Genomic DNA, 13,919 nt, shown 5'->3' on the forward strand with positions numbered 1-13,919 from the left:
AAGATTACTAATTTATAAGCTATATTTGCACTCGCAAAAATCAAGGTCTTGGTTTTTGTGTAAAAACTTAAATGATCAAAAAAAGAAAATGAAAGCAGGCATCGTAGGATTACCAAATGTAGGAAAATCGACTTTATTCAATTGTTTATCAAACGCCAAGGCGCAAAGTGCCAATTTTCCGTTTTGCACCATCGAGCCCAATATTGGTGTAGTAAACGTTCCGGATAAACGCTTGGAAAAACTTACCGAATTGGTAAACCCCATACGCGTGCAACCAGCAACGGTAGAGATTGTTGATATTGCAGGCTTGGTAAAAGGCGCCAGTAAAGGTGAGGGTTTGGGCAATCAGTTTTTGGCAAACATTCGTGAAACCGACGCTATTTTGCATGTGCTGCGTTGTTTTGATAATGAAAACATTGTACATGTTGATGGCTCTGTAAACCCTATTCGCGACAAGGAAACCATCGATATGGAACTGCAGCTTAAAGATTTGGAAACGGTCGATAAAAAACTTGAAAAGGTAAAGCGTGCCGCTAAAACCGGTAATAAAGAGGCCCAAAAGGAAGAAGCCGTTTTACTAAAAATCAAGTCGGCATTGGAAGCCGGCATTTCTGTGCGTGCTTTAGAATTTAGCGAAGAAGATTATGCCGATTTTGTAAAACCATCGCAGTTCATTACCGAAAAACCTGTTATGTATGTTTGTAATGTGGACGAGGCTTCGGCGGTTTCCGGCAATAACTATGTTGAGTTGGTAAAAGAGGCCGTAAAAAATGAAAATGCCGAAGTTTTAATGCTTGCTGTTGGTACGGAAGCTGATATTAACGAATTGGATGATTACGATGAACGCCAATTATTTCTTCAAGATATTGGACTTGATGAAGCTGGTTCAGCAAAACTGATAAGAGCAGCCTACAAGCTTTTAAAACAGCAAACCTATTTTACCGCGGGCGTTAAGGAAGTGCGCGCATGGACCATTGATGTTGGCGCAACCGCACCTCAAGCGGCCGGCGTTATCCATACCGATTTTGAAAAAGGCTTTATCCGTGCCGAGGTTATTGCTTACGATGATTATGTGGCGTTTGGTAGCGAAGCTAAAGTTAAGGAAGCGGGCAAAATGCGTGTGGAAGGAAAAAATTACATCGTTAAAGATGGTGATGTAATGCATTTCTTGTTCAACGTATAAACTTCAACACCTAAAATTCAAAGTTGACTAATCGACAAAATGCAATTTTTTAATTTTTTCGCGAAATAATTTCACTATTAATTAAATTATTGTAGGCAAATATTTATTTTTGGAGCGTCTTGTAATACTAATGCCCCAAACTCTTATTTACAATGCCACTTATAAAAACACAAACCATCATTAAAGCAGATGTAAAAACATGCTTTGATTTGGCACGTAGTATCGACGTGCACCAAGAATCCTTAAAACAGTCACAAGAAATAGCTATTTACGGAAAAATAACCGGTTTAATCGAATTGGGAGAAACGGTTCCTGGGAGGCGAAACATTTTGGTTTTGTTCAGCATTTAACCTCTAAAGTTACCAAATTTGAACCTTCCAAATGCTTTGTAGATGAAATGGTTTCTGGTGCTTTCAAATTGTTTAAGCATAAACATATTTTTCGTGAAAATGGCGACCAAACGGTGATGACAGATGTTTTGTACTTTGAATCGCCTTATGGGGTTGTGGGCCATGTAGCTAACACACTGTTCCTTAGGCGCTACATGGAAAATCTTTTGAAAAAAAGAAATAGTTTTATAAAAAACAGGGCGGAAAGTTTTGTTTAAACCAACCGCGTGCCATGATGCTTCTTTTATGTTGAACATCGTAATTTTAATGAACAACACACCAAAATACGTTTTTCTGGTTTTACCTTCGTTTTATGCATGTTAAGAAAACGTTTGTTTCCGGAATTTTATTGGGTATTTTAGGTATTGTCCTGTTCTCCTCAAAAGCGGTTATGGTCAAGTTGGCCTATCAATACCAGGTAGATGCCTTAAGCATTTTGTTTTTGCGCATGCTGTTTTCTTTTCCGTTTTACTTGGTAATCGCCGTTTTTTACGGCAAGCAGGAAAACCCGGGGGTTATAGTAAAAAACGATTATGTTTGGTTGGCATTTTTTGGCATGGTAGGCTACTATCTGTCAAGTTATTTCGATTTTGTTGGTTTGGTTTATATCAAGGCCAGTTTAGAACGCATCATCTTGTTTTTGTACCCAACACTCATCCTTATTTTCAATAAATTGTTTCTTAAAAAGCCCATTTCTTTTACGCAGGCAATCGCTATTTTCTTAACCTATATTGGTATCGTTATTACATTTTGGGGCGAAGTGGTTATTTCCGGCAGCGACACCTATTTGGGCGGTTTTTTCATCTTGCTTTGTGCCATCACCTACGCCACCTATTTGGTGGGAAGTGGTTGGTTGATTCCTAAATTTGGCGTTGTAAAATTTACGGCCTATGCCATGCTTATTTCATGCATTTGTGTATTTATACATTATGGTCTGTTTTCAAAAATCAGTCTTTTTAGTTATTCGTGGCAGGTCTATGTGCTAGGGTTTCTTATTGCCATTTTTGCCACCGTTATCCCTTCATTTTTGGTTTCAGAATCCATCAATCGTATCAGTTCTTCAAATTTTGCGGTTATTGCTGGTTTTGGGCCTATTTCAACCATTATTTTAGCAGGTATTTTTTTAAATGAAAGGCTTACTTTGTTGCAATTATTTGGCGCATTGGTTGTAATTTTTGGTATCTTGCTGGTGTCTTTAAAAAAGAACAAATAGACACGAATTCTTGGACAATAATGGCTAATTTTACTCCTGAAAACTGCGACTGCAACTGTACCCTGCGACTTATTTATAACATTGTTAATTACTTTGTGCCATGTCGGTTTCATTTTTTATAGGGTTGTATTATATTAGCGTCCAATCACAAAAATCTACTTAATTTTATGGCTGAAATAACCAATTACACCGAGGATAATATACGTTCACTAGACTGGAAAGAGCATATCCGTATGCGTCCGGGAATGTATATTGGTAAATTGGGTGATGGTTCTTCGCCAGATGACGGTATTTACATTCTGCTTAAGGAGGTGCTGGACAACTCTATTGACGAATACGTGATGGGAGCAGGCAAAACCATTGAAATAGCCATTCAGGGCAATAAAGTGTCCGTACGCGATTATGGGCGCGGGATTCCGTTGGGAAAGGTGGTCGATGTGGTCTCTAAAATGAATACCGGCGGTAAGTACGATTCCAAGGCCTTTAAAAAATCGGTCGGGTTAAATGGGGTAGGCACCAAGGCCGTAAACGCACTGTCGTCGTTTTTTAGGGTCGAATCCAACCGCGACAATAAATCCGCTTCCGCAGAATTTGAACAGGGCAATCTCATCAACCAGGAATTATTGGATGATACCACCCGCCGTAAAGGAACAAAAGTGTCGTTTGTACCCGATGACACCATTTTTAAAAACTATAAGTACCGCAACGAGTACATCGTAAAAATGCTTAAAAACTATGTGTACCTAAACCCTGGGCTAACCATAGTTTTTAACGGTGAAAAATATTTTAGCGAACACGGACTAAAGGATTTGTTGTCTGAAAACATCAACGAATCCGACAGGCTTTACCCCATAATCCATTTACGGGGCGATGATATTGAAGTAGCTCTAACCCACAGTAAAACCCAGTACAGCGAGGAATACCATTCGTTTGTAAACGGACAGAATACAACCCAGGGCGGCACGCATTTAAACGCTTTTAGGGAGGCTTTTGTAAAAACCATTCGCGAGTTTTATGGTAAAAACTACGATGCCTCCGATGTGCGCAAATCGGTTGTAAGTGCCATTGCCATTAAAGTTATGGAGCCTGTTTTTGAAAGTCAGACCAAAACCAAATTGGGTTCAACCGATATGGGTGGCGACTTACCAACCGTAAGAACCTATATCCAGGACTTCCTAAAAACGCATTTAGACAACTATTTACATAAAAACCCCGAAGCAGCCGAAAAAATCCAGCGCAAGATCCTTCAAGCCGAACGCGAGCGAAAAGAACTTTCGGGCATCCGCAAATTGGCAAAAGACCGTGCCAAATCGGCCAGTCTTCACAATAAAAAACTCCGCGACTGCCGGGTGCATTTCGGCGATACCAAAAATGAGCGCAATTTAGAATCTACCTTGTTCATAACCGAGGGCGATTCGGCTTCCGGAAGCATTACCAAATCGCGCGATGTAAACACCCAAGCCGTTTTCAGCTTAAAAGGAAAACCCTTAAACTGCTACGGTTTGAGCAAAAAAATAGTTTATGAGAACGAAGAGTTCAACCTTTTGCAAGCGGCCTTAAACATTGAGGAATCCTTAGAGGATTTACGTTATAACAACGTGGTTATCGCTACCGATGCCGATGTGGACGGCATGCACATACGCTTGTTGCTCATTACATTTTTTCTGCAGTTTTTCCCCGAAGTTATCAAGGAGCGGCATTTGTACATTCTACAAACACCCTTGTTCCGCGTACGCAATAAAAAGGAAACCATTTATTGCTATTCAGAGGAAGAACGTAAAAATGCCATTGAAAAACTAAAACCAAAACCAGAAATAACACGTTTTAAAGGGCTTGGTGAAATTTCGCCCGATGAATTCAAGCATTTTATTGGCGAAAATATCCGTTTGGACCCCGTTATGCTTGACGAAAATATGTCCATTGAAAATTTGTTGGAATTCTATATGGGAAAAAACACACCAACCCGTCAGGAATTCATCATAGATAACTTAAAGGTGGAACTGGATTTGATTGAAGAAGAAAAATTATAATAAAACCGGCTTATTATTATTTCAAAATAAACGAAACTAAATACTATGTTATGCTATACAATAAAGACAAAAAGGTAAAGCGCAGTTACGCATTTTTATTAGAGCCCAAAAGCAACGAGCATTTGAAAAAAAATCAAAAAAAAGGGCAACACATTATTACCAAGCTTCAAAAAAAACAAAAGTAATTGATGATTGAGGAAGACGACGAATTAATTAACAACCCAGACGAGCCCAAAGAAACCATAACCCGCATTACGGGCATGTACAAAGAGTGGTTTTTAGATTATGCATCGTATGTAATCTTAGAACGTGCCGTACCTGCCATTGAAGATGGTTTTAAACCCGTGCAGCGCCGTATCATGCATTCCATGAAGGATTTAGATGATGGGCGTTACAACAAAGTGGCAAACATAGTGGGGCATACCATGCAATACCATCCGCATGGCGATGCCAGTATTGCCGATGCCATGGTTCAGATAGGACAAAAGGATCTGTTGATTGATACCCAAGGCAACTGGGGAAATATTTTAACGGGCGATAGCGCCGCTGCATCGCGTTATATTGAAGCGCGCCTGTCCAAATTTGCCTTGGATGTGGTGTATAACCCTAAAATTACCGAGTGGCAAGCAAGTTACGATGGCCGCCGTAAAGAGCCTGTAAATTTGCCCGTTATGTTCCCGCTGTTGTTGGCACAAGGTGGCGAAGGCATTGCCGTAGGGCTTTCAACAAAAATTTTGCCCCATAATTTTATTGAACTTATCGACGCTTCCATCAAGCACCTACAAGGCAAACGCTTTCTTATTTTACCCGATTTTCCAACCGCGGGAATTGCCGATTTTTCAAACTATAATGATGGCCTGCGTGGTGGGCGCGTGCGTATTCGTGCCAGAATTTCGCAATTGGATAAAAATACACTGGTAATTACCGAAATTCCTTTTGGAACCACCACCTCATCCCTTATCGATTCTATTTTGAAGGCCAACGAAAAAGGCAAAATCAAGATTAAAAAAATAGAGGATAACACCGCCGCTGAAGTTGAGATTTTAGTGCACTTGCCACCCGGGTTATCGCCCGATAAAACCATCGATGCGCTGTATGCTTTTACAAGCTGCGAGTCGTCGGTATCGCCATTAGGTTGTGTTATTGAAGACAACAAACCACTCTTTATTGGTGTTACCGAAATGCTGCGGCGTTCAACCGATAACACCGTGCAGCTTTTAAAACAGGAATTGGAAATCCGTTTGGATGAATTTGAGGAACAATGGCATTTTGCATCCTTGGAACGTATTTTTATTGAAAACAGGATTTATCGCGATATAGAAGAAGAAGAAACCTGGGAAGGCGTTATCAGTGCAATTGACAACGGATTGAAACCTCATATCAAACACTTAAAACGTGCCATTACCGTTGAAGATATTGAACGATTAACGGAAATAAAAATAAAGCGCATTTCAAAATTCGACATTGATAAAGCACAACAAAAAATAGAGGCCCTTGAAGAACAAATAGCCGAAATTAAACACCATCTGGCAAACCTTATTGATTACGCCATCGCTTATTTTACCCGACTAAAAAAAGAGTACGGGGCAGGTCGCGAGCGCAAAACCGAAATTAGAACCTTTGATGATGTGGACGCTACGAAAGTGGTTATTAGAAACACCAAACTATACGTGAATAGGGAGGAAGGTTTTGTGGGCACCTCCTTGAAAAAGGATGAATATGTTTGCGATTGTAGCGATATCGACGACATTATCGTGTTTACCCGAGAAGGTAAAATGATGGTAACAAAAGTAGATGCCAAAACCTTTATAGGCAAGGACATTATTAACGTTGAGGTATTCGATAAAAAAGATAACCGCACCATTTACAACATGATTTATCGTGATGGAAAAAGTGGCCCGTCCTATATCAAGCGCTTTGCGGTTACCGGTATTACCCGCGATAAAGAATACGATTTAACCAATGGAAATAAAAACTCAACGGTACTGTATTTTTCAGCAAACCCAAATGGGGAGGCCGAAGTGGTAACCATATTGCTGCGTCAAGCTGGAAGCATCAAAAAATTAAAATGGGACATTGATTTTGCCGACATCATCATTAAAGGAAGAAACTCCAAAGGGAATTTGGTCACCAAATATTCCATTAAAAAGGTTGAGCTTAAAGAAAAAGGGATTTCAACCTTAAAACCCAGAAAAATTTGGTTTGATGAAGCGGTTCAACGCCTAAATGTTGATGGCAGGGGTGAATTATTGGGTGAATTTAGGGGCGAGGACAGGCTGTTGATTATTAACCAAAAAGGCATCGTAAAAACCATAATTCCAGAAGTGACCGCTCATTTTGATAGCGATATGATTGTAATGGAAAAATGGATTCCCAAAAAACCCATTTCAGCTATTTACTTTGATGGCGAAAAGGAACGCTATTTTGTAAAGCGTTTTTTAGTTGAAAACGAAAATAAGGAAGAGTGCTTTATTACCAACCATGAAAAATCGCATTTGGAAATTATTTCGACCGATTGGATACCTACCGCCGAAATTGAATTCACAAAAGAACGTGGTAAGGAACGCAAGGAAAATGTAATAATCAACCTGGAAGCGTTTATAGCCGTAAAAGGCATCAATGCTTTAGGAAACCAATTAACGAAGGAAAAAGTCAATCAAATTAGCCTATTGGAACCCTTGCCCTATGAAGCGCCCGAGGAAGTGCATGCCGACGAGCTGGAAGTGGTTGACGAAGAGGACGTTTCATTGGAAACCGAAAAAAAAATGGACACCAATGAGCAAACTTCCGAAGATATGGACACTGATAAACTAGACGACAAAGGACAGACGAAGTTGTTTTAGATGATTACTCTAGTAAATGCGCTTAAATAGTTGTAACAGCCTAATTTAGAGCTTTACGTTCGTTGCAATTGTTTGCGTATTTTATCGATGGCCGATTCGATGGATTTTTCAGGTTCAATAATATTGTATTCGCCCCAAAATGCTGGATCGGAAAATCCGGAAGCTTCATCTGCCAAAATCGTGGTAGGTTTTAATATGTTTTCTTTAGGTTGTACCAGTTTGGGGTCCATGAGCTGCCAATCGGTAATGGCCATTTCACTATTTAAACTATAAATACTGTTAAACAACTTTCCTTCCCAATTTACCTTAAAGGTTAATAAAATATTACTGTAAGCGAAATGCCACTTGCCATTTTGGGTGCGGTAATTAACCCTATAGGTTGCTTGGGTAGGGTACACCTCTGCTTTTTTTGGTTTTTTGCGCACGTACATTTGGCTTGCCAGCACCCTGTTTTCAACATTTAAGCTATAAACGGCATTGGTTAAGGCCAAAGTTTCGGCATCTATGTATAATTTCCCAAAATATAAAGGTTCTTTAATGGTTGGTTTTTGTTTGAAATTAATAACGTAAACTTTGTTTGCGTTTATTTGTGTGGATGCATCAAAACTAAAATCGTACAAAGGTAAATCCTCATCGGTAAAAATATATTCCGGATATTTTATGATATCGGTGTATAAGTTACCAAATGGGCCACCTTGAAGTTTTAGTGCCAACGTATCCAATCTGGTATAATTGGTGCTTTTTCGTGCCTTAATAAGGGCTATGGCATCATCTTTTAAATTATTGTAGGGTTGCTTGTGTATGTGCACAACAGCTTCGGATAATGAAGCATTTTTCCGCCTTTTTTTTATGGTTTCCCTATAAAACGCGGTCATTAAAGCGGTGTTCGGGTTGTACATGCTGCTTTTTTTGCTCAAAGTTTCATGAACCAAGGCTCGGGCATCTTTAAACGTTTTAATTTCAACTACATTCAATTCTGTAATAGCAGGTTTTAGGGTTATTTTTGTATAATCGTCCAGGTCTAAAATTTTCGTCTCTTTTTTTTGATAGCCTAAGTTGGAAATGATGATGGACTTAGTAACGAGCGAATCCGGCACTTTCAAAACAAATTCGCCATCCGAATTGGTAATGGTGCTAATATTTGATCCTGATATCAAAATATCAGTAAAAACAAGTGCTTCTTTCGAGCTTTCATCTATAATTTTTCCCTTTATTTCTTTAAATGCGCCCATAATTTGCGCCTGTACAGAATGTATGCCGAATACAAAGAGAACGTGGATGAGCACAATTAATAGTAATTTTTTTGTTTTCATAACATAAGGGAACTAAATGTTTGACAGCCTTTAAGTTACAAAATTAGCACATAAGTTAACTATAATTAAATGTTAATTTTTCATTCGTTATTTTAAAAATTTATACTACAAATCTTATCGATTTTTTTAGACTTTAAAAACAGATAACTGTATATTTACATTTTAATTTGTTATAGTTTTTTTTATGCCTAAAGATTATATTCCGTTTAATAAAACCGGCTATTTTTCTCCTATTGTTTGTGATTATCTGGATGAAAAACTTGGGTTGCGTCCCTATTATAATCGCTATCCCAAGCTTCAAAATTTTGAAAAACAGCTACAAACTAAACGGTCGTGTTTTAGCAATTGGTCCAGAACCATTTTGGGGCAAAGCCTGGAAAAGCAATACCGAAATATAAAAACTTCAAAAGAAACCCTTAAGAATATTGATTATTTATATTACGATACTACATTTACGGTTACCACGGGCCATCAATTAAATTTGTTTACAGGGCCCTTGTACTTTCTGTATAAAATAGTATCGACCATCAACCTTTCAAAAGCACTTAAAGCAAAATATCCGCGATATAATTTTGTGCCCATTTACTGGATGGCTACCGAAGACCATGATTTTGATGAAATAAACCATTTTAATTTTAAAGGAAAAAAAATACAATGGAATAAAAAAACCTCTGGTGCGGTTGGTAAAATAGCAACCGAAGGTTTAGAAGCGGTCTTTAACTTGTTTTCCAAAGAATTAGGAAGCAATTTGAATGCCGAAACCTTAAAATCACTTTTTAAAAATGCCTATTTAAAGCATGATAATTTAGCAGATGCCACCCGTTTTTTGGTGAACGAACTGTTTAAACCTTACGGCTTGGTAATTATTGATGGAGATGAACAGGTACTAAAAAAGCATTTCATCCCTTTTATTGCCGACGATATTTTAAACCAAACGGCCCATAAATGCATCACCAAAACCAATGAAGGCCTATCTAGGCAATATGGCATACAGGCCAACCCACGCGAGATAAATTTTTTCTATTTAACCGATTCCGTGCGCGAACGTATTGTTTTTGAGGATGGTAAGTATAAGGTTCTAAACACCAACATTGTGTGGGAGGAAGGCGAGATTGGAAAAGAAATTTTGGAATTTCCAGAACGTTTTAGTCCAAACGTGATTACGCGCCCCCTTTACCAAGAAGTTGTGCTGCCCAATCTGTGCTATATTGGCGGCGGCGGCGAGTTGGCCTATTGGTTCCAGTTGAAAGATAATTTTGAAAAAGCCGAAGAGCCTTTCCCTATGTTGATGTTGCGCAATTCGGTGCTTATTCAATCTGAAAACCAATCGGAAAAACTTCGGAAGCTAAACATTTCAAACGAAGATATTTTTTTAAAGCGCGCTAGTTTCATCAATAAAAAAGTAAGGGAAATTTCAAACATCGAAATCGATTTTTCATCCCAAAAAGAAGCTCTAAAAAAGCAGTTTGACGGTTTGTACCAACTTGCGGCTCAAACCGATAAATCATTTTTAGGTGCTGTAAAGGCGCAAGAAGCAAAGCAACTAAAAGGTTTGGACGCCTTGGAAAAGCGATTGTTAAAGGCCCAAAAAAGAAAACTTTCAGAAGAAGTATCCAGAATGATTGCGCTTCAAAACGAATTATTTCCAAATGAAGGTTTGCAAGAGCGTAACACCAATTTTTCTGAGTTATATCTGGAATATGGCGATGCCTTGATTCCAAAACTGATTGAAAATTTAGACCCATTCCAAAGTGAGTTCCTTATTTTAAAATTATAGATTTATGCACAAAGCAGACATCCAATTGGTTGAAATGTCTATGGATATCATGAAATATGTTATCGATAGATTGTCGTCAAAAAAACATAAAATAGGGAAGCCTAAAAGTGAAAAGGAACTGAAGGCCTTGGTAGGCGAGACCATAACCGAAAAAGGCATAGGAGGCGAGTTTGCCTTTAACCTTTGGAAAAAACACCTTATGAAAGCCAATGTATCGATAGACCATCCGCGGCATTTGGCTTTTGTGCCCGCATCGCCAACAAGAGCCGCCATTATGTTCGATTTGGTTACATCGGCATCAAGCATACACGGTGCTTATTGGATGGAAGGTGCCGGCGGTATTTTTTGTGAAAATGAAGCCATGAGATGGATTGTGTCCCTAACAGGCCTGCCAGAAGGTGCTTTTGGGGTTTTTACCAGCGGTGGTACAGCAGCTAACCTGTCGGCTATGGTAACGGCTCGCGAGCATTGGCGCGAAAACCACATTTATCAAGCTGAAAAAGGGCTTATTATTACCTCAATTGGCGCCCATTCTTCCATAAAGGCCATGGCCAAGGTTATTGATGTGGATGTGCTATTGGTGGATACGGAAGACAAATTATTGGGTCCTGCATTGCAAAAAACCATTGCTAGTTTAGAAGCGAGCCAACGGAAACGCTTATTTGCGGTTGTGGCTACTGGAGGCACAACAAATGCGGGTATTATAGACGATTTGCTTGGGATTGCTGAAGTATGCAAAAAAGAAAACCTGTGGTTTCATGTTGATGCCGCTTATGGGGGTGGCGCTTTGGTTGCCAATTCGGTGCGTCACTTGTTCGATGGCATTGAAAAGGCCGATAGCATCACCATCGACCCGCATAAATGGATGTTTTCACCTTACGATTGTGGGGCGGTTATTTATAAAAACCCAGATTTGGCCCGAAAAGCGCATGCCCAAGAAGGTTCGTACCTCGATATTTTTAAAGACGAAAGTGCCCTTGGCTTTAATCCATCCGACTATCAAATACAGTTAACCCGTCGTGTTCGTGGGTTGCCTTTATGGTTTTCATTGGCCATGCACGGTACAAAACGCTATAAGCAAGCCGTGGAACGTGGTTTGGAATTAGCGCAAATTGCAGGAAAGTTAATTGAGGAAACGCCCCATGTGGAATTGGTTAGAGCCCCTAGTTTATCGTGCGTATTATACCGACGAATAGGTTGGAAACCAGAAGATTATACACATTGGACGCATGAAAACCATTTAAAGGGATTCGCTTTGGTAACCCCAACCAAATGGAAAACAGGTAACACGTTTGAAACTGTTTCGCGGTTTTGCTTCATCAACCCAGACACTACCAAAAAAGACATTCAAATGATTTTAAATTCCATGCGCTAAAAATTAATTAAAAAATTGTAGAGCGTAATTCGTCAATCAAAAATCAATTCCTATTTTTGCGCATGCAACATGACAAGGTACTTATTTTAGACTTCGGATCGCAATACACACAGCTTATTGCACGTCGGGTTAGGGAACTCAACATTTATTCCGAAATTCATCCATTCAACAAAATTCCAACAAATTTACAGGAGTACAAAGCCGTAATTCTTTCGGGAAGTCCCTTTTCCGTTAGGGGCAATGAGGCCTTGCACCCAGATTTAAGCCAAATTCGCGGTAAAAAACCACTATTGGCAGTATGTTACGGTGCCCAATATTTGGCGCATTTTTTTGGGGGCAATGTGGCACCATCCAATACACGCGAGTATGGTCGAGCCAATTTATCGTTCATCAAAAAAAATGAACCTTTCTTTGCGCATGTCCATACCGGGAGCCAAGTCTGGATGAGCCATAGCGATACCATTAAAAATTTACCAACAAACGGCGTTTTGATAGCAAGTACGCACGATGTTGAAAATGCCGCATATCGAATTGACGGAGAAGAAACCTATGCCATTCAGTTTCATCCAGAAGTTTATCATTCAACCGACGGAAAACAAATTTTGGAAAACTTTTTGGTAAGTATAGCAGGCCTTCACCAAGATTGGACACCCGATTCGTTTATTGAGGAAACCGTTGCCGCCATTCAAGAAAAAGTAGGAAACGATAAAGTGGTTTTGGGCTTATCGGGCGGAGTGGATTCTACCGTTGCCGCCGTACTTTTAAATAAAGCCATTGGTAAAAACCTGTACTGTATTTTTGTGAACAATGGGCTGCTTCGTAAAAACGAATTTCAAAATGTTTTGAACCAATATAAAGGTATGGGACTGAATGTGAAAGGCGTTGATGCATCACAACGGTTTATGGATGCTTTAAAAGGTATTGAAGACCCAGAATTAAAGCGTAAAGCCATTGGAAATGCCTTTATTGAAGTTTTTGATGATGAAGCCCACAAACTAACCGATGTAAAATGGTTGGCACAAGGTACCATTTATCCCGATGTGATTGAAAGTGTCTCGGCAACTGGTGGGCCATCGGCAACTATAAAAAGTCATCATAACGTGGGTGGGTTGCCCGATTTTATGAAACTTAAAATTGTAGAACCCCTGCGTGCCATTTTTAAAGATGAAGTACGTCGCGTAGGTGCCACTTTGGGCATAGACCCCGAACTTTTGGGGCGCCATCCATTTCCTGGGCCTGGGCTAGGGATTCGTATTTTGGGCGATATTACGCCCGAAAAAGTGCGTATTCTACAAGAAGTAGATGCCATTTTTATTGATGGGTTGAAGGCATGGGGCTTGTACGACAAAGTTTGGCAAGCAGGCGCCATGTTGTTGCCCGTAAACAGTGTGGGCGTTATGGGCGATGAGCGTACTTACGAAAAATGTGTAGCACTAAGAGCCGTGGAAAGTACCGATGGCATGACGGCCGATTGGGTAAATTTACCTTACGGATTTCTGCAAAAAACATCAAACGACATTATCAATAAAGTAAAAGGCGTTAATAGGGTGGTGTACGACATCAGTTCAAAACCCCCGGCAACCATTGAGTGGGAATAACGTCCTGCCTTGGTTGCCACTCCATAAAAAACCAGACAGAAATCTCAGGATAACCAGTTTTATGCCCGAGAACCGTCCATAAGCACGAATCTATTTTTAATGCCCTACTTTTATTTTGGCACAAAACATGCTTTGTTACTACTGAATTTATTTTAAGACAACCGTCCTTAACATAAAAAATAACGTATATCAATTAAA

The 13,919-nt window shown here is 39.6% G+C and carries 9 protein-coding genes; 8 read left to right on the forward strand and 1 reads right to left on the reverse strand.

Features of this window, described 5'->3' with window-relative positions; all coding sequences use genetic code 11:
- The first annotated feature begins 88 nt into the window (after positions 1–88).
- From ychF to GQO80_RS00145, 5 genes are all read left to right on the forward strand, one after another.
- Complete coding sequence (gene ychF / locus GQO80_RS00125; protein ID WP_157206174.1) at positions 89–1,183, forward strand: redox-regulated ATPase YchF; 1,095 nt, start codon at positions 89–91, stop codon at positions 1,181–1,183.
- 152 nt (positions 1,184–1,335) lie between these two features.
- Positions 1,336–1,533: an SRPBCC family protein gene (locus GQO80_RS15825; protein WP_232333079.1), complete on the forward strand. Its 198-nt coding sequence runs from the start codon at positions 1,336–1,338 to the stop codon at positions 1,531–1,533.
- Positions 1,534–1,885: 352 nt separating this feature from the next.
- Positions 1,886–2,785, forward strand: coding sequence for a DMT family transporter (locus GQO80_RS00135; RefSeq protein ID WP_157206175.1), 900 nt, complete (start codon positions 1,886–1,888; stop codon positions 2,783–2,785).
- A gap of 167 nt (positions 2,786–2,952) precedes the next feature.
- Positions 2,953–4,815: a DNA topoisomerase IV subunit B gene (locus tag GQO80_RS00140; protein WP_157206176.1), complete on the forward strand. Its 1,863-nt coding sequence runs from the start codon at positions 2,953–2,955 to the stop codon at positions 4,813–4,815.
- Between the two features lie 188 nt (positions 4,816–5,003).
- Positions 5,004–7,658: a DNA gyrase/topoisomerase IV subunit A gene (locus GQO80_RS00145; RefSeq protein WP_157206177.1), complete on the forward strand. Its 2,655-nt coding sequence runs from the start codon at positions 5,004–5,006 to the stop codon at positions 7,656–7,658.
- 53 nt (positions 7,659–7,711) lie between these two features.
- Here the strand turns inward: GQO80_RS00145 and GQO80_RS00150 are convergent, their stop codons facing one another.
- Positions 7,712–8,971, reverse strand: coding sequence for a carboxypeptidase-like regulatory domain-containing protein (locus tag GQO80_RS00150; protein ID WP_157206178.1), 1,260 nt, complete (start codon positions 8,969–8,971; stop codon positions 7,712–7,714).
- Positions 8,972–9,155: 184 nt separating this feature from the next.
- Between GQO80_RS00150 and bshC the strand changes: the two genes are divergently transcribed.
- From bshC to guaA, 3 genes are all read left to right on the forward strand, one after another.
- Positions 9,156–10,748: a bacillithiol biosynthesis cysteine-adding enzyme BshC gene (gene bshC / locus GQO80_RS00155; RefSeq protein ID WP_157206179.1), complete on the forward strand. Its 1,593-nt coding sequence runs from the start codon at positions 9,156–9,158 to the stop codon at positions 10,746–10,748.
- A 4-nt stretch (positions 10,749–10,752) separates the two neighbouring features.
- Entirely contained in the window at positions 10,753–12,123 is a 1,371-nt protein-coding gene (locus GQO80_RS00160; RefSeq protein ID WP_157206180.1) for a pyridoxal phosphate-dependent decarboxylase family protein, read from the forward strand.
- A 62-nt stretch (positions 12,124–12,185) separates the two neighbouring features.
- Positions 12,186–13,721 carry a glutamine-hydrolyzing GMP synthase gene (gene guaA, locus GQO80_RS00165; RefSeq protein WP_157206181.1) on the forward strand — a complete coding sequence of 512 codons (1,536 nt, stop codon included), beginning with the start codon at positions 12,186–12,188 and terminating at the stop codon, positions 13,719–13,721.
- The last annotated feature ends 198 nt before the right edge of the window (positions 13,722–13,919 follow it).

Origin of the sequence: Mariniflexile maritimum (assembly GCF_009746565.1) — a bacterium.
GTDB classification, from domain to species: Bacteria; Bacteroidota; Bacteroidia; order Flavobacteriales; family Flavobacteriaceae; genus Mariniflexile; species Mariniflexile maritimum.